This is a genomic window from Hymenobacter cellulosivorans, from assembly GCF_022919135.1.
GTDB classification, from domain to species: domain Bacteria; phylum Bacteroidota; class Bacteroidia; order Cytophagales; family Hymenobacteraceae; genus Hymenobacter; species Hymenobacter cellulosivorans.
This window is the reverse complement of sequence record NZ_CP095049.1, coordinates 1,073,943-1,098,631: the sequence shown is the minus strand read 5'-3', so window position 1 is coordinate 1,098,631 and position 24,689 is coordinate 1,073,943. Positions and strand designations below refer to the sequence as shown.

22 protein-coding genes are annotated in these 24,689 nt (G+C 59.5%); 15 read left to right on the top strand and 7 right to left on the bottom strand.

Annotation, left to right across the window (positions count from 1 at the left end):
• Nucleotides 1–4: 4 nt before the first annotated feature.
• Complete coding sequence (locus tag MUN80_RS04710; RefSeq protein WP_244720275.1) at nt 5–1,633, bottom strand: vWA domain-containing protein; 1,629 nt, start codon at nt 1,631–1,633, stop codon at nt 5–7.
• A gap of 587 nt (nt 1,634–2,220) precedes the next feature.
• Nucleotides 2,221–3,015 (bottom strand): carboxypeptidase-like regulatory domain-containing protein, encoded by a 795-nt coding sequence (locus MUN80_RS04705; protein WP_244720272.1) that lies wholly within the window; start codon nt 3,013–3,015, stop codon nt 2,221–2,223.
• A 734-nt stretch (nt 3,016–3,749) separates the two neighbouring features.
• Between MUN80_RS04705 and MUN80_RS04700 the strand changes: the two genes are divergently transcribed.
• A complete protein-coding gene (locus MUN80_RS04700; protein ID WP_244720269.1) occupies nt 3,750–4,466 on the top strand; it encodes an RNA polymerase sigma factor in 717 nt (238 codons plus the stop codon).
• On the top strand, nt 4,453–5,586 hold the full coding sequence (locus MUN80_RS04695) for an energy transducer TonB (RefSeq protein WP_244720267.1): 1,134 nt from the start codon (nt 4,453–4,455) through the stop codon (nt 5,584–5,586). Before MUN80_RS04700 ends, MUN80_RS04695 begins: the two co-directional genes overlap by 14 nt.
• Nucleotides 5,587–5,815: 229 nt before the next feature.
• Here the strand turns inward: MUN80_RS04695 and MUN80_RS04690 are convergent, their stop codons facing one another.
• Complete coding sequence (locus tag MUN80_RS04690) at nt 5,816–6,199, bottom strand: dodecin family protein (protein WP_244720265.1); 384 nt, start codon at nt 6,197–6,199, stop codon at nt 5,816–5,818.
• Nucleotides 6,200–6,548: 349 nt separating this feature from the next.
• On the opposite strand from MUN80_RS04690, the gene MUN80_RS04685 reads away from it, so the two are divergent.
• The 8 genes from MUN80_RS04685 to MUN80_RS04650 all read left to right on the top strand — a co-directional run bounded on the left by MUN80_RS04685 (nt 6,549) and on the right by MUN80_RS04650 (nt 14,125).
• The gene (locus MUN80_RS04685; RefSeq protein ID WP_244720263.1) at nt 6,549–7,313 is read left to right on the top strand and encodes a porin family protein; all 765 of its coding nucleotides are present in this window, start codon (nt 6,549–6,551) and stop codon (nt 7,311–7,313) included.
• 145 nt (nt 7,314–7,458) lie between these two features.
• Nucleotides 7,459–8,862: a class II fumarate hydratase gene (fumC, locus tag MUN80_RS04680; protein ID WP_244720261.1), complete on the top strand. Its 1,404-nt coding sequence runs from the start codon at nt 7,459–7,461 to the stop codon at nt 8,860–8,862.
• A 135-nt stretch (nt 8,863–8,997) separates the two neighbouring features.
• Entirely contained in the window at nt 8,998–9,594 is a 597-nt protein-coding gene (locus MUN80_RS04675) for a GNAT family N-acetyltransferase (protein ID WP_244720259.1), read from the top strand.
• Entirely contained in the window at nt 9,587–9,967 is a 381-nt protein-coding gene (locus tag MUN80_RS04670; RefSeq protein WP_244720257.1) for a diacylglycerol kinase family protein, read from the top strand. The genes MUN80_RS04675 and MUN80_RS04670 overlap by 8 nt, the downstream gene beginning before the upstream one ends.
• Nucleotides 9,968–10,275: 308 nt before the next feature.
• Entirely contained in the window at nt 10,276–12,201 is a 1,926-nt protein-coding gene (locus tag MUN80_RS04665) for an LVIVD repeat-containing protein (RefSeq protein ID WP_244720255.1), read from the top strand.
• 266 nt (nt 12,202–12,467) lie between these two features.
• The gene (locus tag MUN80_RS04660) at nt 12,468–12,866 is read left to right on the top strand and encodes a DUF6970 domain-containing protein (RefSeq protein WP_244720253.1); all 399 of its coding nucleotides are present in this window, start codon (nt 12,468–12,470) and stop codon (nt 12,864–12,866) included.
• Nucleotides 12,867–12,925: 59 nt separating this feature from the next.
• Entirely contained in the window at nt 12,926–13,423 is a 498-nt protein-coding gene (locus MUN80_RS04655) for a DinB family protein (RefSeq protein ID WP_244720251.1), read from the top strand.
• Nucleotides 13,424–13,516: 93 nt separating this feature from the next.
• Nucleotides 13,517–14,125 carry a thioredoxin family protein gene (locus MUN80_RS04650; RefSeq protein ID WP_244720249.1) on the top strand — a complete coding sequence of 203 codons (609 nt, stop codon included), beginning with the start codon at nt 13,517–13,519 and terminating at the stop codon, nt 14,123–14,125.
• 72 nt (nt 14,126–14,197) lie between these two features.
• Here MUN80_RS04650 and MUN80_RS04645 read toward each other — a convergent pair whose 3' ends face one another.
• From MUN80_RS04645 to MUN80_RS04635, 3 genes are all read right to left on the bottom strand, one after another.
• Nucleotides 14,198–14,809 carry a DUF4382 domain-containing protein gene (locus MUN80_RS04645; RefSeq protein ID WP_244720247.1) on the bottom strand — a complete coding sequence of 204 codons (612 nt, stop codon included), beginning with the start codon at nt 14,807–14,809 and terminating at the stop codon, nt 14,198–14,200.
• A 310-nt stretch (nt 14,810–15,119) separates the two neighbouring features.
• Nucleotides 15,120–15,962 carry a DUF4382 domain-containing protein gene (locus MUN80_RS04640; RefSeq protein WP_244720245.1) on the bottom strand — a complete coding sequence of 281 codons (843 nt, stop codon included), beginning with the start codon at nt 15,960–15,962 and terminating at the stop codon, nt 15,120–15,122.
• Between the two features lie 262 nt (nt 15,963–16,224).
• The gene (locus tag MUN80_RS04635; RefSeq protein ID WP_244720243.1) at nt 16,225–19,302 is read right to left on the bottom strand and encodes an AsmA family protein; all 3,078 of its coding nucleotides are present in this window, start codon (nt 19,300–19,302) and stop codon (nt 16,225–16,227) included.
• A gap of 253 nt (nt 19,303–19,555) precedes the next feature.
• Between MUN80_RS04635 and MUN80_RS04630 the strand changes: the two genes are divergently transcribed.
• Together MUN80_RS04630 and gldJ are read left to right on the top strand one after the other, a co-directional pair.
• Entirely contained in the window at nt 19,556–20,629 is a 1,074-nt protein-coding gene (locus tag MUN80_RS04630; RefSeq protein WP_244720241.1) for a PorP/SprF family type IX secretion system membrane protein, read from the top strand.
• A 68-nt stretch (nt 20,630–20,697) separates the two neighbouring features.
• A complete protein-coding gene (gldJ, locus tag MUN80_RS04625) occupies nt 20,698–21,951 on the top strand; it encodes a gliding motility lipoprotein GldJ (RefSeq protein WP_244720239.1) in 1,254 nt (417 codons plus the stop codon).
• A gap of 148 nt (nt 21,952–22,099) precedes the next feature.
• Here the strand turns inward: gldJ and MUN80_RS04620 are convergent, their stop codons facing one another.
• A complete protein-coding gene (locus tag MUN80_RS04620) occupies nt 22,100–22,807 on the bottom strand; it encodes a ComF family protein (RefSeq protein ID WP_244720236.1) in 708 nt (235 codons plus the stop codon).
• 184 nt (nt 22,808–22,991) lie between these two features.
• Between MUN80_RS04620 and MUN80_RS04615 the strand changes: the two genes are divergently transcribed.
• The 3 genes from MUN80_RS04615 to MUN80_RS04605 all read left to right on the top strand — a co-directional run bounded on the left by MUN80_RS04615 (nt 22,992) and on the right by MUN80_RS04605 (nt 24,629).
• Entirely contained in the window at nt 22,992–23,369 is a 378-nt protein-coding gene (locus tag MUN80_RS04615; RefSeq protein ID WP_244720234.1) for a carboxymuconolactone decarboxylase family protein, read from the top strand.
• 2 nt (nt 23,370–23,371) lie between these two features.
• Nucleotides 23,372–23,737 (top strand): hypothetical protein, encoded by a 366-nt coding sequence (locus tag MUN80_RS04610; protein WP_244720231.1) that lies wholly within the window; start codon nt 23,372–23,374, stop codon nt 23,735–23,737.
• 127 nt (nt 23,738–23,864) lie between these two features.
• Nucleotides 23,865–24,629, top strand: coding sequence for an exodeoxyribonuclease III (locus MUN80_RS04605; protein ID WP_244720228.1), 765 nt, complete (start codon nt 23,865–23,867; stop codon nt 24,627–24,629).
• Nucleotides 24,630–24,689 lie beyond the last annotated feature (60 nt).

The window sequence follows — 24,689 nt, the reverse complement described above, 5'->3', positions numbered from 1 at the left end:
GGCCTTACCGGTAGCTCCACTGCTCCCGGGGCAAGGTCTGGTCGGCTTCGTTGCTCAGCTCGGCAGCCTGCCGCACCAGCTCCGCAAATTCCCGTTGGGAGCCATCCGTATCCCGGCCGCGCACCGACTGCGCCCGGCACAGGGCTGCTGCGTAGCTGGCCGCGCCCCGGTGCTCTGACTGCCGCAGCAAGAGGCCAAACTCGGCCACGGATGCGGCCAGGCGGAGGTTGTTGGATGCTTGCTCTACGCTGGTATCGGTGCCGCGCACGGGCAGTTTGAGCAGGCGGCTGGCGCTGCCCTGAGGCTCTTGGTAGCGCAGCTTCACGGTGAGCAGCTCGGCGCTGCTGGTGTAGGCGGCCTCGTAGTCGGAGGTGCCGGTGGGCTGGTACTTGAGCGGGTCGACGGCGGGGCGAGCGTTGGTGGGCACTATTTCGTAGAGGGCCGTTACCTGCTGGCCCGCGCCCAGTTCCCCGGCGTCCTTAGTGTCGTCGTTGAAATCTTCGGCGGCCAACAGGCGGTTTTCGTAGCCGAGCAGGCGGTATTGCTGCACCTGGGCCGGGTTAAACTCGACCTGTATTTTCACGTCTTTGGCCAACGTAAAGAGCGTGCCGCCAAACTGCTGCACCAGTACCCGCCGGGCCTCGTTGAGGTTGTCGATGTAGGCATAGTTGCCGTTGCCCTTATCGGCCAGCAGCTCCATCTTGCTATCCTGCAGGTTGCCTTCCCCGAAGCCCAGTACCGACAAAAACACGCCCGACTGCCGCTCCTCGGTAACTAGCTGTTCCATAGCCGCGTCAGAGCTTTCCCCCACGTTGAAGTCGCCGTCGGTAGCCAGAATAATGCGGGTGTTGGTACCGGGCCGGGCCTGCATCCGGGCCACCTGGTATGCTAGGCGCAGTCCTTCCCCGCCCGCCGTAGAGCCACCCGCTTCCAGATTATCCAGGGCCGCCATAATTTCCTGGGGCCGGCTGCCCGAGGTAGGTGGCAGCACCAAACCCGCCGCGCCGGCATACACCACAATGGATACATAGTCCTGGGCCCGCAGCCGGGGCAGCAGCTGGCGCAGGCTGGCCTTGAGCAGGGGCAGTTTGTCTTCATCATTCATCGAGCCCGACACGTCGAGCAGGAAAACCAGGTTGGCCGGGGGCAATTCGGCGTGAGCTGTTTGGCGGCCCTGCACGCCCACCAGGACCAGCTGGTGAGCCGGGTTCCAGGGGCAGCGGGCCACTTCCGCGTGCAGCGTGGCCGGCTCGTCGGGCCGCGTGGGCTGGGGGTAGTCGTAGTGGAAGTAGTTGATAAGCTCTTCCAGGCGCACGGCTTCGGGCGGGGGCAGCTGGCGGTTTTGCGTTAGGAAACGCCGCACGTTGCTGTAGGAGGCCGGGTCTACGTCGATGGCGAAGGTGCTCAACGGGGCTTGCCGTACGGTTTCGAACGGGTTTTCCGGGAGCCGGGCGTACGACTCGCCGCTAGGTGGGGGTAGCGGAGCCGGAGCTTCGGCGTAGTCGGCGGCGGGTGGCATTTCGTAAGTGGACGTGGCCTCCAAGGGCACTTCGGAGGATTGTTGTTGGTGGCAGGCGGGCAGCAGCAAGCCGCCGGCCAGCAGCCCCAGGGGCCACAAGCGGGATATAAACATGGGAACAGACGGGCTAGAGGAGTGGAAAGACTACCGAAAAAGCCATGCTTCCGCCGCTGAAATCAGGGGGCTGAATTCAGAACTTTTCCAGGAAAAGAAGCGCGTGGTCAGGCGTGTCCGTCGCGAGCGGAGCGACCTGAGAACGGGGCGGTAAGGCTCTGCCAGGAGAGCTGCGGATTCGGGTATTACTGCGAAAGCGGCGCCGCTTAGTGGTTGTTTATACTGCCGGAGCAAATACGTAACCCAACTTTGGATGATTTTTTTCTAACATAATTCGGGCTGGAATAGCCGCTGGGTAATTGTATAATAAAAAGCCGGGTGCGACGTTGGCAACCGGCCCAAACGAAAAACTCCTGACCGGTCGCCCACCAGTCAGGAGTTTCTTCGGGTTGGAGCCGGAGCGGGAAAAGCGGGAACCCGCCGAACCGGCTCCCGCTTGGTGGCGCCCGACAAGCCGGGGCCCGGCCGCGGCTATGCCCGGGCCACTTGCTGCCATTGGGTAGCAGCCGTGCGGCCCAGACGCTGACTCTACCGGCCGCCAGTACCCGGCGCCAGCAGGAAATAAGAAGGGCAGAACTTCTCATGGCTTAGTGGCGCTGAAAAGCATTTCTCATGCGCCACGGAATGCTGCGAAGCCGCTGCCACACGCCCTGGGGCGTGTAAATGGGCGAATAGTGGTAGCCGGTGGTAACTACTACTTCGCCGCTTAGCATACCTTTCACGTCGGCGCTCATCCGGATAGCCATAGGTTGTTGGCTGGCTGGCTGAGCCAGGGTTTGTGGCACGTACCCAATAGAGCTAATAAGCAAAGGCCGGTGCTGATCCTCCGGAAAGACCGTCAGGGAAAAGGCCCCTTCGGCATTGGTAGAAACACCGTGCGTGGTTCCTTCGAGCAGCACTGTCACGTAGGGCAATGCTTCTCCCGATTCGTTATCTACGACCCGGCCCGTAAGCAACAGGGGCTTTCCGCCGGTCGGCGCGGGTATGGCGGTCTTGGTAACCGCCTGTAGGGCTAGTTCGGGCTGGTTGGTGGACGGGCGTTGGCTGATGGGGTGCTGGGCCTGAGCGGCCGGGGGCAGTACCGCCTGCAACCCCAGTACTGCCGCCGTGGCCGCCACAGCGGTCTGCCACCACGCAGCCCGGGGCGCTACCAGCAGTGGCTGTAGCGGCCGGCCCAGCTGACTGGCTGCAAAACGCCCGCAGGTTCGGCCGGCTGCCGCGGCTTGCAGCATCGCCAGGATTTCGGCGTCGGTTTTCTGGGTGAAGTCAATAACTACTTTCTGGCAGGCGGCGCAGTGGCGGCCGGCACCCTGGGACGTCATGGCGGCCCAAGGCTGGGCGCAGGGCTCGGGGATACGGAGTGCAATAGTAGACTTAGGCATAGCAGGGCTGCAAGGGCAACGGTAAAGGACGGATGCTGGATAGGAGAGGAGTCGGGGAAGCTCCGGGGGCGCTGTCGTGGGCTGGGCCGCAGTCAAAGCGGCGGTAGGTCAGGAGGGCCGCAGAGCGGGGAGGCGCGGAATGGTTGAATACAGCTGCTGCAACAGGCATATTCGTTTAGGCTTCCTTTGCCGCATCCTCCCCGCCGAAGCCAGTGTGCCCGTCAATTGGGTAGCTGCTGAAGTGGCTACCACCCGCAAACCCAGGCTGCCCGTAGGCCGCGCAACGCAGCCGAGGGCCGGCGTCCTAACGACGCCAAGCCGCCATTCGGGGCCCGGCAGGCCGGCAATATTTTGCGGGGCGGCCGGGTAGTTCGCCAAAGCCGGCCCCGAGCTCACTGGGATAAGGAGACAATATTGGCCGGCAGGGTTGCTTGCCGGGCCGCGTCGGGGGCATTTTTCTAGGAAGACGAGTGGGCTCATGACAGACGCTGGCGGAAGGGTTTCACAGTGTGTGATGCGGCCCGGGGCCGGATTCCACACCGGTATGCCTAAATATTTAGCTCCGGCCGGGTTCTTTTATCTTGCTGACTACTATAGCGGAGCTTCCAATCAGGGGGCTTAGTCTGATTGATTAGTCAGGCTTCCCACCTTATCCCTGTACTTCGACGCCAGACGTTGATGCTGAGCTAGGCCACTTTTAATCCTCTCTTACTTTCCGTTCCTGTCTACACCCGGTGGCTTGCTCAGTTTCGGTGATGAGCCGCGCCGGACCCAACAACGGCCCCGATGCCGTATCTTGGCCCCTGCTGGCCGTATTGGCCCCGCCCGCCGCTATGTTTTTCAAACGCCGCCCTAAGTCGCCCACTGAGCTCTCCGATGAGGAGCTGCTCACGCGCTACCGCCTTGAGGGGGCCGTGGCCGACCTGGGCGTGCTCTACGAGCGGCACATGCCCCTGGTCTTTGCCGTGTGCCGCAAGTACCTGCGCCCCGACGAAGATGCCCAGGATGCGGTGATGCAGCTCTTCGAAAAGCTCATTGATACGCTGCGCCGCCACGAGGTCGGCAACTTTCCGGCCTGGCTCCAAACCACGGCCCGCAACCACTGCCTGATGATACTCAGGGCCCGGCAGCGGGCCGGCCCCGACGGGGCGCTGGTGCTGCACTTTCCCGATGCCGCCGATATGGAATCGGCGGGCGTACTGCATCAGACAGGTGATGCTACTGATGAACAAGTTCTTACCGAAGCCCGCCTCCAGGCCCTGGAGCACGCCCTGGCCGATTTACCTGCGGGCCAGCGCCGTTGTCTGGAGCTGTTTTACCTCGAAAAAAAGTGTTACCGCGACATTGCCGACCTCACCGGTTTTGACCTGGGCCTGGTGAAAAGTCACCTGCAAAACGGCAAGCGCAACCTCAAACGTTACCTCGACTCAGCTCCCAATGCGGCCCGCTAATCAGCCTCCTGTTCCACCCTCGTCCCCGGCCCCCGATGCGGCCGGGCACCTGCCGCTGCCCCTGCTGCGGCAGTACGTGGCCGGAGCTTTGCCTGCCGCTGAGCAGTACCGCGTGGAGGCCCATACCCTGGACTGCAGCCGCTGCGCCGAGCTTCTGGAAGGCCTGGAGCTAACCAACCCCGCCACCACCGACCAGGCCCTGCACGAGCTCCGGCAGCGTCTGCACCAGCGTGTGGCCCGGGAGCATGCCCCGCACGCCGGCATTCGGGCCTGGCAAGCAATGGCCGCCGCCCTGCTTTTGCTGCTGGTGAGCACTGCCCTGTGGTGGGGGCTGCGCCGCCCTGTGGCTTCGGTATCCGAGTCGCGGCCCATAGCAGTCCAGGCGCCCGCGCCGGTGTCGGAATCCGCTCCGGTCCCAGCTGCTCCCGAGGCTGCCTCGGCTTCAGCCGAAGTAGCGGCCGTGACGGAGCCGGTGCCCGATGCCGCCCGTTCGACTGCTGCCCCGGCCACCGGTTCGGTTGCCCGGCGTGCGGCTCCCGTGGCCCGGCGTGGTCGGCGGCCGGTGGTAGCTGCCGCGCCCTTGCCCCCGCCCGCGGCGGCTGATGCTACTGCTGATCAGGTCATGGCGGGCTCCGTGGCTATGCAGGCGCCGGTGGTAGCAGCCCCTACGCAGGCTGAACCCGCGGAAATGAAGGCCGCCCAGAGCCGGGTAATGATGGCACAGAAAGTAGAAGTGGCTGACACAGCAGTTACTCAGCCGGCCGCAGCTAAGGCCCCGGTGGCCGCGCCTGAGGAAAGTGCCAAGCGCAAAGCTGCTCTGCCACCCGTGCCGGTTATCAGTCCGCAGCCGGTGGGAGGCTATACCAAGCTGCGCGAGTATCTGCGGCGCGAGGCCATGTTTGTGCCCGACCCGCCCGCCCCGCAGCTCTCGGGCAGCGTACGGGTACGCTTCACGGTGAAGGCTGACGGCACGCTCGACAACTTCAAGGTGCTACGGGGCCTGCGCCGCGACTACGACCAGGAGGCCATCCGCATCCTCTGCGAAGGTCCCACCTGGCAGCCCGGTGCTGCCAACGGCCGCCGCGCCGACCAGGTCGTGGACATCAGCGTGACCTTTTAAGGGGTGAGGGGTGAAATGATGGGATAGTGAGTTCTAGCTTCTTTCCCACCCATTCTGACGCGCAGCCGAAGGAGGCCTTCCTTACCGACCCCACAGCAGGTTATGCCAACACGAAAAAGCCCTTTACCAAACTAGTGGTAAAGGGCTTTTTCGTGCTGAATGCAGCTTCTCACTTAAGCAAGGAAGGTCTTTGGCAAAACTCAGGGTGACAAAGGGGGCTGGCTTCAGCTTAGTTGCTGTAACCACCGCCACTCTCGGGGGCAGTAGCGCTACCGCCGGGCTCAACGTCGCGGGGCAGGTCGGGCTGGGTTTTCACCTGCACCTGGCTGTAGTCGGGGCTGCCGTCGCCGGCAGGAATAGGCGTGTCGATGGCTGCGGCGGGCTGGTGCTGGGCACTGGGGTCCCACTTGTGCATTACCTCGAAGCTGATCTTGGCCGTGATGCGGTACTCCACAATCTTGTTGTCGCGCACGCGGCAGCTCTGGTCCTTGATATAGATAGACTTGATGCCGTTCACAGTAGTGCTGGCTTCGGTCAGAGCGCGTTGCAGGGCGTCTTCGAAGCTCTTCTCGGAAGAGGCCAGGACCTCAATTACTTTCTTGATTGTGCTCATGGCGCGGGGTGTTTGGCGTAAATGGTTGGGAGAAGGTGTACGTAGTCCACGGTCAAACAGCTGCCGGGCTCGGCCAATTCGTGCCGTTCTGCTGCCGTTCAGCCGGCTCAGTCGTTAGGTGCCCGGCTGCCCACCGGTCGGGAGTTTGACCGATTTAGTCGATGTGAGCAAAGTTCAAGTAGTTGATTTTCAGAAATGACAGTAGAGCAGGGCCGCAGCACTGACCGTTAGTAGGCCCAACTGGCACGGTTTTGTAATGTATGCTCTTCATAAGCCCGCTGCAGCAATGCGCGCCCCGCTGCGGCCGGCTCCTTTCTCCGACATCTCCCTCCTGACTTTCCTTTTTGCCATGAACTCCAAAAGCCTTTTCGGGCGCTTGGCTGTAGCCGCGCTGTTGCTTTCCTCGTCGTTTTCCGTTGCTCAGGCCCAGGTGCGCCGCTCCACTTATTCCACGGCTCCAGCCCGGCCAGTATACTCGGCCCCGGTGCGTACGACTCCTACTACGCCTGGCGTAAAATTTGGCCTGCGGGCCGGCGTCAACGTGTCGGACTGGTCCGGTGATGCCGTGCAAAGCGTTATGGACCTGGCCGGCTATACCAACGGTGCCGTGACCAAAGAAATGAAGCCTGGCTTCCACGCTGGCCTGTACGCTACCATTCCGCTTGGTGCCGGCTTTGCCATAGAGCCTGGCGTTTCGTACTCCGAGAAAGGTGCCAAGCTGGTCGGTACCCTGCCCTGGGAGCAGTTCGACTTCCTCAATGCCCGCGTGACGGCCACTTCGCGCATGTCCTATATTGATGTGCCCGTGCTGTTCAAAGGCTACCTGACGCCGGGCTTCTATTTGTTTGCCGGTCCGCAGGCCTCGTTCCTGGTTAGTAATAAAGTACGGGTGCAGGCCGGTGCCCTGGGCTTCAACGCCTTCTCCACCGACTTCGACGTGAAAGACCAGTTCCGCTCCGTCGACTTCGGCGTGGTAGGCGGCCTGGGTTACCAGTTCGACAACGGTCTGGGCCTCAGTGCCGGCTACGACTTCGGCCTCTCGTCCCTGGACAAGAACAACAACTTCGATGCCCAGAACCGGGTGATTAAAGCCTCGGTGAACTACTCGTTCTAAGCAGGCTCGCCTGTTGGGAGCCTCTGCCTTTCCCGCCGGCCTCGTTGCTTTTGCAGCGGGGCCGGCGTCTTTTTAGGCCTGAGTTCGGGTTGTTGCGTACTTTTACCGCTACCACGAAACGGATTCGTCACTTCATTCCCGCTACATGCAATTCCGCACCGAGAAAGACACCATGGGCACCGTGCAGGTGCCGGCCGACGCCTACTGGGGCGCCCAGACCCAACGCTCTATCGAGAACTTCCAGATTGCGCAGGATATCAACCGCATGCCCAAGGAAATCATCCGGGCGTTTGCTATTCTGAAGAAGGCTGCGGCCCTCACCAACCGCGACGCCGGCGTGTTGCCCGCTGAAAAAGCGGAGCTGATTGGGAAAGTGTGTGACGAAATCCTGGCTGGCGAGCTGGCCGATGCCTTCCCGCTGGTGGTATGGCAAACCGGCTCGGGCACCCAGTCCAACATGAACATGAACGAGGTTATTGCCTACCGCGGCCACGTGCTGCAGGGCGGCAGCCTCGCCGACGAAAAGAAGGTGCTGGCCCCGAATGACGACGTGAACAAGTCGCAGTCGAGCAACGACACCTTCCCCACGGCCATGCACATTGCCGCCTACCAGACCCTGGTGGAGGTAACGATTCCGGGCATCACCAAGCTGCGCGACACGCTCAAGCGCAAGAGCGAGGAGTTCATGCACATCGTCAAGATTGGCCGGACTCACCTCATGGACGCTACCCCGCTGACCGTAGGCCAGGAGTTTTCGGGCTATGCTTCCCAGCTCGACCATGGTCTGCGTGCTATCAACAACACCCTGGCTCACCTCTCGGAACTGGCTTTGGGCGGCACCGCCGTCGGTACGGGCATCAACACGCCTCCCGGCTACTCGGAAGCCGTGGCCAAGCACATTGCCGACCTGACTGGCCTGCCTTTCATCACGGCCGAAAACAAGTTTGAGGCCCTGGCCGCCCACGATGCCATTGTGGAAGCCCACGGCGCTTTGAAAACGGTGGCTGCTTCGCTGATGAAGATTGCCAACGACATCCGCCTGCTGGCTTCGGGCCCGCGCGCCGGCATCGGTGAGCTGTTCATTCCCGACAACGAGCCCGGCTCCAGCATCATGCCCGGCAAGGTAAACCCCACCCAGAGCGAGGCCATGACGATGGTAGCGGCTCAGGTAATGGGCAATGATGTAGCCATCAACATCGGCGGCATGAACGGCCATTTCGAGCTGAATGTGTTCAAGCCGGTCATGATTTACAACTTCCTGCACTCGGCCCGCCTCATCGGCGACGTGTGCGTGTCGTTCAACGACCGGTGCGCCGAGGGCATCCGGCCGCTGGAGGAAAACATCAAGAAGCACGTCGACTCGTCGTTGATGCTGGTAACGGCCCTAAACCCCCACATCGGGTACTACAAAGCCGCCGAAATTGCCCAGACGGCTCACAAAAACGGCTCGACGCTGAAAGAAACGGCTTTGCAGCTCGGCTACCTCACCGAGGAGCAGTTCAACGAGTGGCTGAAGCCCGAGGACATGGTCGGCGAGATTAAGAAGTAGTAAAACCCTATCAGAACGTCATGCTGAGCTTGTCGAAGCATCTCTACCGCAGCACTAATTCAATTTAGTTTGGCAGTAGAGATGCTTCGACAAGCTCAGCATGACGTTCTGATTTTACCCGTCCCTTTCCCACCCATGGACTGTTCCCGCTGCATCACGCTCGAAAACGCCCGCGTCCGGCTGCGGCCGTTGGAAACGTCGGACTTTGAAGACCTGAAGGCCGTCATCTTCGACGACGAAATCTGGCGTTTTACTACTACTCCCAACCCCGGCGACGCCGTGGGCCTAGCCGCTTACCTAACCCAGGCCCTACAGGACCGCGAAAACCACCGCCGCTACCCTTTCGCCATTATCGACCGGCAGACCGGGCGGGTGGTGGGCAGCACCAGCTACGGTAGCTTCGCTTTGCCCGAGAGGCGCCTGGAAATCGGCTGGACGTGGATAGGGCGGGACTACCAGCGCACTGGCCTCAACCGGGCTGCCAAGCACCTGCTGCTTAAGTACGCATTCGGAGAACTGGGCTGTGAGCGGGTAGAGCTTAAAACCGACGCCCGCAACTGGAAATCCAGGGAGGCCATGCGCCGCATGGGCGCTACCGAGGAAGGCATCTTGCGCAGCCACATGTTTACCCAGGGCGGGCAGCGCCGCGACTCGGTGTACTTCAGCATTCTGAAGCCTGAGTGGGACCAGCTGCGGCTCACCGTCTTCCGCGAATTCGACGCCCGTGGCTGAGCCTCAGCCGAAAGACAGCCTACTGCGGCGGCGCATTGCCAGCTTTGGCCACGCCTTTCGGGGCGTGGCCTCGGCGTTGCGCTCGGAAGTACACCTGCGCTTTCACGCCCTGGCTACAGTCGTCGCCGTTGGCTTCGGGTTTTACTTCGACATCTCCGGACTGGAGTGGGCCTTGGTGGCCCTGGCCGTGGGCACGGTGTGGGCCGCCGAGCTGATGAATACCGCCATAGAGGCTGTCGTCGACCTGGTGTCGCCGGAGTATCACCCGCTGGCGGGCAAGGCCAAGGATGTAGCGGCCGGCGCAGTGCTGATAACCGCCGTTGCGGCGCTGGTAGTAGGCCTACTCGTATTCGGCCCCGGGTATGGGCATTGATGTAAGCTATGCAAGATGAGGGGTAGCAGACACCGCAGGGTAATTGCGGCTGTTGAGCTTTCTTCTGTTATAGCCATCTACAACCCGGCTAGTTAGCAAAGGCCTGCAAGTGGCCTGGTCATATATCATATCCAGTATATTTGGCTTCACCCCCTTAAAGTCAGCTACGGCCTTCTTATCAGGCGTCAAGTAGTGTGAAATACCAGCACTGGCTAAAGATGAATAGAAGCAGCCGGTGCTCCTGACTTGACTATCAAGCCAAGTTCTACTGATGTAGCATGGCTTATTATTAACTGATAATCAAGTATATGCGTAAATTTCTCCTGCTGGGCTGCTGGCTGCTGGCACTCACGGGGGCTGCCCAGTCACGCCCCGAAAAGAAGGTAGCCGCACTAGCATTACGCGGGGCGCTGCCTACCAGGATTGATCCGCGGAATATGGCCGTCCAAGGCACCACGGTCTATGCCGTCGACTGGGAGAAAACCTTGCACCTGCTGGACATTGCTGTCCCCGATAAGCCCCGCTTCCTGAGTCGGGCTACTACCATGGGCTACGCCAGCCGCGTAGTGGCCACGGCTACTACTGCCCTGGTTATTACCAGTGAGCCTAACGCGGTGGAAGTATTTGATGTGCGCAACCGCACGGCTCCGCAGCGCTTGGGCAGCTTTCCAACACCGGCGGAAGCCATAGACGTGCAGCTGGCGGGTACCACAGCGTACGTGACCTTACGAGACGACTCCGTAGTGCAGGTAGTAGACCTGCGCAATTCGGCGGCTCCGCGGGAAATAACGCGTCTACGAACAGCCGGGAATCCGCAGCATCTGGCCCTGGGACGTACTACGCTGGCCGTTACTTGCCAAAATTCCGATGTACTCCAACTCTATGATATTACGGAGCCCACCCGGCCTCGGCTGCGGGGTAGCATCTCCACCGGGCAGTATCCGGCCGACGTGGTAGTCCGGGGCTCGGTGGCTGCCGTTACGTTCGAACGGGATAATGTACTGCAACTGTTTGATATTCAAAACCCGGCGGTGCCCCGGCTACTGAGCAGTACTGACATTCCCTGGTCGGTACGGGGGCTGAGCATGAGTGACAGCCTGGCGTATGCGTGGTACAATGATGAGGTACGGGCCTTCGACGTGCGGGACCCGCGGCAGCCCCGGGCTCTGGGCTTTCGGGCCATGCCCTCCCTCAAGGCAATGACGAGCCACAAGAGCCACGTGTTTACTATGTCGGCCGAGCTGGAAAAAGGCACGTTGCAGGTTTGGGCACCCAGCGCCCAGCCCGGGCCCGAATGGGAAGCCGCTCCTGCGCCGCCACCGGTACCCGCTGAGCAACAGAGTGGTATCCGAACCAGTGCTGGGGCTACTAGTGTGGCGGTGCAGGGCGCTGTAGCCTACGTAACCAACAGCAGCAACCGGCTCCAGCTCTTTAACGTGCAGGACCCCAGGGCGCCGGCTCTGCTTGGTTCGGTAGCCACCGGCGAGGGAACCAGTATGGTAACGGTAGCAGGTACCATAGCCTACGTAGCCAACTATAATGGCAGCTCCCTGGAGCTTTTCGATGTGAAAGATCCGACCCATCCGGTGCGGAGCGGCCAGATTGCCACGGAGTCTAAGCCAGCCTGCGTTGCCGTACAGGCTGGTCGGGCATACACGGTGAGTAGTGCGTATGCGCAGCTGCAGATATTCGATGTGGGCCAGCCAGCCAAGCCCCGCCTACTGGGAAGCGTCCCAACCGATGCCTCGCCTGCGGGAGTAGCCGTGGAAGGCAGTTACGCCTACGTAGTCAACGCTGACGCCCAAACCCTGCAGGTATTTGACGTAACTAACCCGGCCAAGGCGCAGCTGGTCAGCAGCCTGCCCACGGGCCGAATGCCGCTCAGGGTGGAAGTAGCCGCCGGCCGGGCTTACGTCAGCTGTGCGGGAAGCAACGTGGTGCAGATCATTGATGTCCAGAAGCCCGCGGCCCCGCGCGTGTTGGGCCAGGCTGTCACCGAGGATTCACCGGGTATGCTCGCCGTGCAAGGCAATAGTCTATACGTTGCTAATATCCGGGAGGGAACCGTGCAGGTCTTCGACGTGCGCAATCCGGCTGCTCCACGCCTACTGACTTCCTTCCCGACGGGACCTGCGCCCATGGGGCTGGCTGTAAGCGGAGGAATGACCTACGTGACTAGTGAAGAGCGCAGCGTTTTGCTGTTGCTGACCCTGCCCGCCGCTCCGGTCCGTTAGTCCGTTTTTCAGTAGCTGTCGGAAGCGCAGTCCGGACCAGGCATGGTGCAGTGGCTACAGAAGACGAGATTATCAGCAGCGCAGGGCCGGAACGGTCTTGAACAATGGTGCGGTAACTGCGTAACGCAAGTTTATCTGCATCTTTGCCGCCTTACTGCTTTGTGGCAGGAGCGGATTATTGCTAACCGCCCGATTGTATGCGTCTCTCTGTGTTTGTTGTCACTTCCGTGACTGTTTTATGCTCTGCTTTGGCCTGTGGCCGTGGTGTGGCCGTCACTACCCCCACGGATCCGCCCGTGACGGGCAGCGTCAATGGCAACGATACGCCCAACCCAACCAGCGCCAACACCACCGACCTGCGGGCCTCGGCCACGGCAGCCTTCGATACCACGGCCCGGCCCAAATGGCTGGCCGACCGAATCCAGTACCACCTGGCGGAGCCCAAGCAAAACCCGGCCGTCCAGATTACGCGCTATAACTACAAGGGCAAGGTGGTGTACTACGAAACCATGGGCTGCTGCGACCAGTTTTCCAACCTCTACGACCAGAGGGGTAAGATGCTCTGCCATCCGGACGGCGGCCTGACCGGGCGCGGTGATGGTCAGTGCGCCGACTTTGACAAAAACAAAACCAGTGAAGCGCTGGTTTGGCGAGACCCCCGCTAACGTGCCGGCCAGGGGTACCGCACTGCTTTTTTCGCCTTTGCATTCATTCCTTTATCATCATGATCAACACCAACGAAAAGCTGGGGGCCTACAACGTGTGGGCTAACGAAACCCTGCTGCGCCACCTCGACGGATTAGTAGCCGCGGGCCAGGAAATTCCGGCGGTTTGCCTCCGCCTGTTCAGCCACGTGCTCAACGCCCAAGCCATCTGGATTGCCCGCCTTTCGGGTACCAAAAGCCCGGTAAAAGTGTGGCAGGAACATGATCTGACCGGTTTGCACCAACTGCATGCCCAAACCTCCCGGCACCTGCATGAGCTCATCCGTACGGCCGACGAAGCGGAGCTGAGCCGCCTGATTTCGTATACCAACTCCGTGGGCGACTCTTACACCAGCCAGGTGTCGGACATCTTTACCCACGTGCCGGTGCACGCCAACTACCACCGGGCCCAGGTGGCTACGCGGCTGCGCGAGAATGGCCTGGAACCCATCAACACCGACTTTATTACCTACTGCCGGGAGCTCTCGGCCACGGGGCAGGAGCAGGTAAGCCTGTAAGCTACTCCCTCGGCAGCCGGTACCCAGCCCTTTGGTTTTCAAACCGAAGGGCTTTTTGTTGGTTATACGCCATTCCCTTCCTCTTCTTTCGATATGGCAACTCCCGTCCTGACTCCTGAGCGCCTGGCCGCCAGTTATTCCTACACTACTTACCGCCAGCTGATTGACGAGTTGCAGGCCGAAGGCAAAACGACCGGTCCGCAGCAATCCGAGCTGCTGACCAACTACACCCGGCTGAACGTGCAGCGCATGGGCCGCATCGACAAAACTATCCAGCTGCTGCCCGAGCTACGGGCAGCCGTGGCAGCCCTGTCCCGGCGCTACGTCTGGTTGGTTATCACCGAAGGCTGGTGCGGCGACGCAGCCCAGATTGTGCCTGCCCTGGAAGCTGTGGCGCAGGCGTCGGGCGGCAATATCAGCACCCATTACCTGCTGCGTGACGAAAACCTTGACCTAATGGACCAGTACCTCACCAACGGGGGCCGCTCTATTCCCAAGCTCGTGGTTCTCGATGCCGACACGCTAACGGAAGTGGCCAACTGGGGGCCCCGTCCGGAAGCCGCTCAACACATGTTTCTGGATCTGAAAAGTCAAAACCTGCCTTTCGAGGAGTTCAGTACCCAGCTTCACGCCTGGTACGCCAAAGACAAAACCCAGAGCACCCAGCGTGAGCTACTTGCCTTAGTGCAGCAGCTCGCCTAATCTGTTATCGGCAAGAAAAAGCCCCTCCCCAGCGAATGGGGAGGGGCTTTTTCTTGCCGGATACGGGCTTACTTATTTGGCTTTATCCTGGGCCGTAACCACCAGGCTGGCGCGGGCCTCCGTGTTGCCACCCCAGTTCTGGACAATGCTGCCATCCAGCACCGGCTTCAGGCCATACGTACCATTGCCGCGGGATACTACTTGCCAGTTGGGGTCAATGGAAACCATTACCGAGTATTGGCCACCCTTGAGTACGGGGGCGTTTACTTTTACTTTCAAGCCCGAGTTCTGACCACTAGGCGTTTCCAGGCTCACTACCCGGCCGTCGCTGAAGCGGATCGTGTTGTTGGTGCCTAGTACCAGGCGGAGCTGCTTTACCGTGCCCACTTGGAAGCCCGACGTCACAAACAGCGGGGAAGTCTTGGTGCCGGCATTGAGCAGGTTGCGTACCCCCGAACCAACATCCTGCAGCGTAAACCAGCTGCTGGTGTTCTCGTCCGCATCCTGGCTTACTTCCACCCGCTGCAGGTCGATGTAGATGGCCTGGTACGTTGCCGTGGGCTGTTTTTTGGCGTCCTGGGCAGCCGTTTGAGTCGGCGCGGCTACATCCTGAAGGGCATCTTCGCAGCCCGTAAGCAGAGTTCCGGCCGCAAGTAGCCCGGAGAAGAGTAGGGAGGATTTCATAGAGACGGTGGTCAATAGGTGAGAGTAGGGTTTTCTGGTTCAAACTTAGAAAATCAGCGTTGATATCCAAGCATATAAGTGCGTAAATACTGCTGTATTATCCTGTTTGTGAATTAAATACCGGGTGCTTAGGTGGGCTGTGAAGCTATTCTCATATTGAGAAAATCTCTGAGCGCAGTAAGCCAAACGGCCACATCTGTGAGCCTGCCCAGCCAACGGGCCCTGATAAGAGGCCAAGGCTAAGGGCTATGAAAAAGGCCTGACTTAAAAAGCCAGGCCTTTTTCGTATGCAAGAAAACGGGTAACTCGACTAATTCGTCAGGCTCACCGTGGGCACGTTGGTCTGCTGATTGTTGACTACTACAATGCCGGTGCGGGTAGCTGGGCGGTAAGCAGGCTGATTGGCGGGAGCCGTAGTGGTGGGAAAATACTCCAGGCGGTACGTGCCCGAAGGTAGGCTCTGCAGGCGGTAGGCGCCGGTAGCGTCGGCGTAGGTGCTGAACGTATCGGCGGGCGTGAGCGAGGAGCGAATGGCCAGCACCTGGGGCAGAGCGGCGGCGGGCGTCACCTGCCCATAAATTCCGCCGGCAATTTCCTGGGCTACCAGGCGTACCACAGGCTTGAGCAGATAGCGTTCCTTCTTGTCGTTGCCGGGCTTCCAGTTGCCGCGCTCCACAATGGATTTAGCCACGTCGAAGTCGAGTAGTAGCTGATAGGTTTCACTGGGCCGGAGCGTCACCTTATCGAGCCGGAGCTTGACCCCAGAAGTCTGGCCGCTGGGCGTTTTGAGGGTATACGTCTCCCCTTCGCGGTTCGTCACCGTGTTGTTCGGACCCAGAATCAGGCGGATTTCCTTCAGGTCGCCGGGGGCAAAGTCGGTGCTGATCAGTAGGGCCGAGCGGCCGTTGACGTAGTCGAGGATATTGATGGCCTGGGGCGTAAAAGCCAGCTTCTCCCAGCCGCTGGGGTCGGCTTCGTCTTTCAAATGCACTTCAATCTGCTGCACATCCAGATTGACCCGGTTGAAGTCGCCGGGCGCATCGGTCAGGCGCACTTCCAGCTTAGCCTGATTTTGGGCATCCTGGTCTTTAGAGCAGCCGGTGAAAGCCAAGCTGGCTAACACGGCCATTGAGAGAAGCGGTTGAAACTTCATGGGAACGGTGGTAAGAGTGAAGAGAGTGGAAAATGGTTCGGCTTGCCCGCAGGCTTGCCATCTTCGTTTCTGACAATTACCGGTCCAATTTTGTGCAAACTACCTTGCTAATATTCTATATAGATCAAAAAAGTGCTAACAATTCCACTTCCTATTGAAAGTATGCTAACCGACGCTACACCTTTAAAACCTTGCGCATCCGTCAAACAAAAGCCCCAGCCGGAGTAGGCTGGGGCTTTGAGCGACCGAACAGAAAGTGAGCTTATTGGCCGCCTTTGGTCGTATCTGCGGGAGCTGGGTCGGGGTCCTTGGCGGCTGGCTTTTTGGGCTTGCCAAAAAGGTTACCCAGCGTCTGGGTGGCCTGCGCCTTGAGTTTGGCCTGGGCCTCCAGGCGCTTTTTCTCGATTTCCTGCCGGGCCTTTTCTTCCAGTTCCAGGCGTTTGCGGTCCAGCTCCTTGCGGGCGCTGTCCTGGGCTACCTGAGTGCGGGCGGCCAGCTTGAGCTTGGCGTCGTCTACCTTGCTTTGCACTACGCTTTGCACCAAGCTCTTGGCCACGTCCTTGGCTTGATTTTTCACGCTGCCCGTCGTCAGGGCTACCTGAGGCGAGGTTACTGTGCCGCCAATCTTCAGGCCCAGTGTAACGCGCTCCGTGCCTTTGATGTCCTGCACACCGGTCAGCTGGGTGAGCTTAGCATTCAGCGCATTGCCGACTTTGCCGGTGGGTACGTCGAGGGCCATAACGTACTCCAATGCCCCGCCGATGTTGGACGAGCCGCCCAGCGTGCTTTTCACCTGACCCACCGTAAAGTCGAAGGGCTTCACGATAAAGTTGCCGTTGATGAGCTCCGCGGCCACGTCCTTGTTGTTCACGGCAAAGCTCTTGAGTTCCTGCAGCTGGGTCAGGGAGCTGATTTTGCTTAGTACCGGCGAAGCGCCCACAGCCGCCCGAATGACCTCGAACAAGCCTTTGCCGGTGAGCGTGCTGTAGACCGGCATCATGTCCTGGCCCATTTCCCCGCTTACGCTGAAGTTGGTGGAGAAAATGCCCTCTACCTGCGAAGCCAGCGGCACGAGCTTCTTCACCGAGTTGAAGGCGTTGAAGGCATTCTGGAAGTTGAGATTCTTGATGTTGAGGCCCAGGTCGAACTTGGGGTGGGCCAAATCCTTGCTGTTATAGCTGCCGGTGGTGGCAAAGTTGCCGCCGAGGGTGTTAAACGTCAGTCCGTTGAGGTTCACGGCCTGGTCGCGCACAGCCACTGCGCCCTTCAGGTTATCGAGCTTCAGGTTGTCGTAAATCACCTGGCCTACATTGGCATTCAGGGTCAGGTCAAAAAACTTCGGGATTTCCAGTACGCCGTCGGCCTTGGTGGGCGTAGCGGGAGCTTTAGCTGCCGTGGCGGCGCCGGTGCTGGGCTTGCCGCTCACGTTGTCGACCATCCACTCGTTCACGTTGAAGCGGCGCGAGTCCACGTTCAGGGTGCCGCGCAGGCTCTGGCCGGGCGTAAATAGATAGCCCATGTAGTTGGAAATCGTGCCCGAAGCGGCAATGTCTGACGAACCCACGAAGCCCGTCATGTCGCGCAGCACGATTTGGTCGTTGTTGAAAGTTGCCGTGGCTTTGGTCACCTTCACGCCCTGGGGCAGGTCGGGGCTCTTGTAGGTCACGTTCTGGGCATTCACCGTGCCCGAGGCCACCACGCTTTGGTAACGGCCAGCTTCGATATCGGCCATTTTGCCCTTGGCGGTCACGTTACCGTTCAGGCGGCCCGTCACGGTCATGCCTTCCAGCGGGAAAATCTTGGTCAGCTTGGTCAAATCCACCACGCCCTTAATGTCGGCGTCGAAGATGGGCTTGTCGATGTTCTGGGCGGCTACCCGGCCTTCGAGCGGCTCCCCATCCAGCAGCATCCGGAACCGGGGAATGTCGATGCGGGTGTCATTCACCTGGCCGGTAGCGTTTACCACAGTACCATTCAGGGTCAGGTTCTCAATCGGAGCCGGAAACTGCTTGCTCTTCACGTAGCCGTTGGTCAGGTTCATCTTGGCATTGACCACCGGCATCTGCGTCTTCGAATACGTGCCCTTGCCGGTAGCATCCACGAAAAGCTGCCCGCGCAAGGCCAGGTCCTGCACCGGGTATACCTTCATCATTTCGGCCAGGTCCACGTTGGCTTTCACGCGGCCGTCAATCTTCATCGGCTCCAGGCCATCCACGATGACGTTGCCGTCCACCGGGTTTTTGCCTAAATCCAGGTGGAACTGCTTCACGTTGACTTTCACGTTGTTGGTGAAGCCCGAAGGGTTGTCCACGTTCATGTCCACATTGATATTGCGGGCTGCCTGGGGCAACTGCGGGTAGTGGAACATGCCGTTCTTGATCTGCAGATTTACGCCGTAGCCGGGCATCTTCACCTCATTCTGCACGCCCTTGAAGTAGCCGTCAAACGCCACTTTGCCCTCGGCCTCTACATCCTTAAATTGCTCGGTATATACGCCCGGTACCAAGCTCAGAATGTTCTTAAAGTCGGTTTCCAGAGCCTTGAAGGTCAGGTCGTAGGTAATGTCAGTGGCGTTGGGCAAACCGATGCTGCCCTGGAATGACGCCGGGAAGTCGTTGAGCTGCACCTTGTTGTTCTTGAAAGTGAACAGCATTTTGCCCAGGTCCATGGCCAGGGTCACGTCGGCGGTCAGCTTCTTCTTAGAAATGTACTCGGTGCCGGCGTAGGTCATGGAAAGCTGCTCGGCCGTGGTCTGGCTTACCATGTCGAAGATGTTCTGGGCAAAGTCGCCCGAGCCCGAGTGGTTCAGCCCGCGCATCTCCATGCTGAACGGGATGGTGCGGTCCTCGTAGCGCAGGTGGCCATCGTTCACCGTCCAGCCCTTGATGGCCAGATTCACCTGGCTCGTGTCCTGACCCTGAGCCGCAGCGGCCGAGTCCGAAATCATGATGTCCCAGTTAGCCCGGCCGCTTTTCAGTACTTTGGCGCTGATATCGGGCTGGTCGAGCTCAATTGACTTAATCTTGATCTGCTCCCCACGTACCACGCTCATCAAATCCATGCCCACTCGGAAGGAAGGCAGGTAGGCCAAGGTGTCGCGGGCAAAGGAGTCCTTACCAATCACGCGCAGTTGGTCGATGCTCAGGGCCAAGTCGGGAAAGGTGCGGAACAAGCTCAGGCTGACGTTGCCCGGGTCGTATTCTACCTTGGCATTCACGCGCTGGGCCAGCTGCTGGTCGAGTGCCTGCTTGATTTTATCTTTAAATAAGATGGGCGTCAGCGCCACGGCCGCCACCAGCACGACCAGGAAGATTAGTAAGCCTAAAAAGAACTTGCGCATATGAGTAAGGGAAAAACGAAAAAGGAGTCGGAGCGAAGCCGCAGTATACTCAGCTATTGACAAAAGTAGTGCAGAACTTACCGCCGTCCGGACCAGGTGTCCGTAGTTTTAAGTAAATAGACCCGCTGGCCCCGGCCTGGCTGAGTTCCGTAGGCAACCCGCTTAGAAGATGGATAATTTTGACTGTTTAGTTCCAGCACCCAGCCGCGGGCACGTACGAAAACAGATACCTAACGCGTTAAGGAAGTTGCTTATGCGGACGTATCGTGTTTCTTCGGCTCGAATAACTGGCTTGCACCGGGTGCGGTGGCAGCCGCTGGCCGCTTCGGTGCTAGTGGCGGGCTACACGCTGGCCTGGGCCCGTCCAGCCCAGGCCCAGGACTTGTACTTTGCTCAGCCTTACGCCACCCGCCTGCATACCAATCCGGCCTTTACCGGCCTGCTCGACGATTACAGCCTCACGCTTAGCTACCGGAACCAGTTTCCCACGCTGGCCGGCACGTTCCAGACCAGTCAGCTGGCCGCCGACTACCGCTTTCAGGACCAAGCCAGCGCCGTGGGGTTGCTGCTAAATGTAGACCGTACCGGCAGTATAGGCTATACCCGTATTGAGGCGGGCGGTACGTATGCGTATCACGCGCGGCTTACACCCCAGCTTAGTTTCAGCGCCGGGGCCCAGGCCAGCTATGGCAACCAGCGCATCAGCTACAACAACCTGGTTTTTGGTGACCAGATTGACAATAACGGCACCGTGCAGGGCAGTACGGCCGAAGTACTAGACTACAACCCGGTCAGTTATCTGACGCTGGGCACCGGAGTTCTGCTGTATGGGGAGCGGTTCTGGTTTGGTTTGGCTGGGCACCATCTCAATCAGCCCGACCTTGGGTTTCGCAGCCAAACGAAACTGCCTCTCCGATTGAACTTAAACGGGGGGTACAAACATTACTTCGTGCGCAGCACCGTGAAGCAACAATACCGCGAAATTAGCTTGGCACCGACTCTTAACTACACCCGGCAAGGTGGAAGCCAGCGGGCGGAAGCCGGCCTCTATGCCGTACTGACTCCTATCACGGTAGGGCTCATCTACCGAGGTATCCCATTGCCGGGCTCCGAGCGCCCCCAGCAGATCCTGACGGCTATTGCCGGGCTCAGCGTGGGAGCATTTCGGCTCGGTTATAGCTACGATGCAAGTCTGAGTGCACTTAGTGCGGACTTGGGCGGAGCGCACGAGGTATCGCTGAGCCTGCGTCAGTTCGATTCGCTGGAAGCAGCCTGGCGCCGGTTGAAACGGCGTAATTACCCGTCAATTCCTTGCCCAGCGTTCTAAAATTTCGTATTATTGCATCCAAATTGCCTTTCCTAAATCATTTTCTCTCAGGTAGTTTCAACTTGATCATGAATTTTTCCAAGTACCTGCGTTTTGCGGTCGTAGGAGCCTGCGCGCTGGCTTCCTGTAAGGGTGGGCCGCCCACAGCTACCAAGCCCGGTAAGTACAGCTCGACCACGGGCATGGAGTACAATACCGAGGAAGGCATGAAAGTGGCCGATTACCGAGGTATCCCTGAAGGCCCTGGTTTGGTGTTTATCGAAGGTGGCCGCACCGTTCTGGGTACCCAGGAGGAGGACGTGACCATGTCGCACGACAACATCGAGCGGACCGTTACCATCGCCTCGTTCTACATGGACGAAGCCGAAGTAGCGAACATCCACTGGCTGGAATATCTGCACTTTGTGCGCAAAGACTCGTCGGAGGAAATCTACCAGCGCGCCCTGCCCGACACGACCGTGTGGGCCCGGGAGCTGTCCTTCAACGACCCGTACGTTGACTACTACCTGCGTTATCCCGGCTTCCGTTACTTCCCCGTGGTAGGCGTGAGCTGGCTGCAGGCTAACGACTACTGCACCTGGCGGACCTCGAAAGTAAACGAGCGTCTGGCTATGGATGCCGACGAAGGCGGTAGCAGCGGTGGAGGTGGCGGCCTGTTCGGTAAGAAGAAAAACAAAGGCGGCGATGCTGCTGAAGGAACCGATACCGGCGGAGGCGTGAAAATCTCCATCGAAAACGGTAACACGCTGCCGAACTACCGTCTGCCCACCGAGGCTGAATGGGAATACGCTGCTCAGGCTCTGATCGGCACCCAGGAAGTAGGTAACGAAAATCAGGAAAACAAGCGGATCTATCCTTGGGATGGTCGTCAGGTGCGGAACCCCTACGGCAAGAACATGGGTACCTTCCTGGCTAACTTCAAGCGTGGCCGCGGTGACTACGCCGGTATTGCTGGTAGCCTGAACGACGGCGCCATGATTACGGAGTACGTATATGCCTACCCGCCAAACGACTACGGCCTGTACAACATGTCGGGCAACGTAAACGAGTGGGTACAGGATATCTACCGTCCGCTGTCGTTCGAAGACGTGGAAGATCTGAACCCCTTCCGTCGTAACGGCTTCCTGGACCCCTCCGAGAAGTACGACAAGAAGAACTACCAGTCGCTGATCGACGACCACGTGCGTGTATACAAAGGCGGTTCGTGGAAAGACGTAGCCTACTGGCTGTCGCCCGGCACGCGTCGCTTCATGGCTGAAGACTCGGCTACGGCTGCTATCGGCTTCCGTTGCGCCATGATCAACGCCGGTTCAAACAAGTAATCTGAATCAGAAATCCAGTTGGATTTCAAAAGAATTATCCTGAATGCAGAAAGGCCACCCACTCGGGTGGCCTTTTTTGTTTGATAGCAGGGATGTATTACTCTTGGCTTTGTAACCAGTCGAAGTGTCTTTGGCGTCAGTTTATAAATCAATGCTCGGCGCAGGCAATGGTGGCAATGCTGACGGCCCGGCAACCGGCGGCCAGCAACGCTACGGCGCAGGCTTCGAGGGTGGCACCAGTTGTCAGCACGTCATCCACGACCAGCACGTGTTTGCCAACGACGGTATGCGGCTCGGCTACTTCAAAGACCGTGGCTACGTTTTGCCAGCGTTGAGCACGGTTTTTCCGGGTCTGGGAATCGGTGTGCTCGGTGCGGCGCAGCGTGGTGGCGTGCCACGGTACGGCAAGGCCTGTCGCCAGTCCCTCGGCGAAGGTGTCGGACTGGTTGAAGCCCCGCTTGGCCAACTTGCGTGGGTGCAGCGGAACGGGTACGATAAGGTCAAACTCGTTGTGCAGGCCCCAGCTGGTGAGCTCGGCACCATACCAGCGACCCAGCGTTTGGCCCACTTCGCGCTGACCCTGGTACTTGAGCTGATGCAGTAGGTGTTGAACCCGGCCCCGGCGCAGGAACCGCAGGTAGCTCAGAGTATGCGTCAGCGGAACTTTACCCCAGAAACGGCGGGCCAACGGGTTCTGATTGGCGGGGAGCTTGTGGTAATCGGTGTAGGGCAGCTGGGCACGGCACTGGGTGCAGATATGTTCTTCGCCGCGCATGAGCGACTCGGAGCAGGCCAGGCAGGTTTCAGGAAAGACTAGGGAAGCCAGATCGGCCAGGAAGACGGGAAGCACAAGCATAACCGGAACAATAAGGACTAGAAACGATAGAGAATAAGTCGGCAAAAGGTACGGATTTATCCTACACAGACGCCGTAAAAAACGGTAGATGAGCCCACTAGCTGGGAGCGGCCAAACGAAGGGTGGGGGCCGGTGACTTTTGTGCCTACTTTCGTGTTTATAGCCCAGACCTTACTAAGCTACCATGAGCCAAGTCACCGAGTTTAATGAGTACCGTCAGCGCATGAATGAGAAAATCATGGCGGCCGATAACAAAGTCATCAAGCGGTTTTTCAACCTCGACACCAATACCTACCAGGCCGGCGCGCTGGATGTGAAAACCAAGGAAATGCTGGGCCTGGCCTGCTCCATGGTGCTGCGCTGCGACGACTGCATCAAGTACCACCTGGGTAAGTGCCACGAAGAAGGGCTGAGCGACGAGGAAATCTATGAGGTGTTTGCCATTGCCAACCTGATTGGGGGCAGCATTGTGATTCCGCACTTCCGCCGGGCCGTGGAGTACTGGGAAATTCTGAAGGAGGAAACCACTCCGCTGGCGCCTGAGCATCATCACGACGCGTAATCATGCCGCTGCACACCGACGAAACCGAAGCGCAGTTTGAGGCCCGCTGGTGGCAGCTCATGAACGAAATGCGCGCCCGGTTTGGCAAAAAGCCTGATTTGAACGCCCTGCTGCTACTGATTGGGGTGCAGGAGCTAGGCCAGGGGGCCGGGCCGTTCACGAAGGAGCAGAAGCAGGACCTGATGCACATTGCTACCTGCCGACTCTTCAGCTTGTCGGGCCACTACGAGCTGGACCATGTGGATGAGGACGGCTGGCCTCACTACCGCTTGGTGCGGCCCGTGCCGTTTGCCAACCTCAAAGAGCAGGAACGCATGCTCAAGTGGCACATGCTTGAGTATTTCGACGCCTTCATGAAGGAAGAGTAGTAGCCACACCCGGTTTGAAAAACTACGCCTGGGCGACTGGCTTGGTGTTGCCGGTTAGCGCCAGAGTTCAGGCCCAGGAAATGTTGGTGGGCAAAGACCTGCCGGTAAGTTTGTTACTTTTTACCCCGTGAAAATCATTACCTACAACGTCAACGGCTACCGCTCGGCCTTGAGCAAAGGCTTGCTCGACTGGGTGAAGGAAGCCAATCCGGACGTGCTGTGCCTGCAGGAAATCAAGGCCGGTACTGCGCCGCTGGATGTTTCCGGCTTCGAAGCCTTGGGCTACCAAGCCTATATCCATCCGGCCCAGAAACCGGGCTACAGCGGCGTGGCTACGTTTACCAAAGTGCCCCCGCTGCACGTGGCCTACGGCTGCGGCACCGAGTGCTACGACCAGGAAGGCCGGGTGCTGCGCTTGGATTTTGCCGATTGCTCGGTGCTCAATGTGTACATGCCCTCGGGCACGAGCAGTGAGGAGCGGCAGGCGTTTAAAGTGGAGTGGCTGCACTTTTTCCGGCGCTACATCGAACAAATCAAGGGCACGGTGCCGCCGCTGATTATTGGGGGCGACTACAACTGCTGCCAGACCGATATTGACCTGCACAACCCCAAAGCCAACCAGAAAAGCCCAGGCTTCACGCCGGAGGAGCGCGCCTGGTTTGCCGATTTCCTGGCCGACGGCTTTGTGGATTCCTTCCGCCACCACCATGGCCCGGCCACCGGGCACTATTCGTGGTGGACGTTCCGGGCCGGCGCCCGGGCCCGCAACGTGGGCTGGCGCCTCGACCATCTGCTGGTCGACCAAAGCCTGCAGCCCCGTATTGCCGATGCTGGCCTGCTGCCCGACGTCGTTCATTCCGACCACTGCCCGGCAGTAGTCGAGTTGCGCTAACCACCTTGATTCACGCAAACCGGCCCCGGCCTTGCTTCAGAAAAGCAGTGCCGGGGCCGG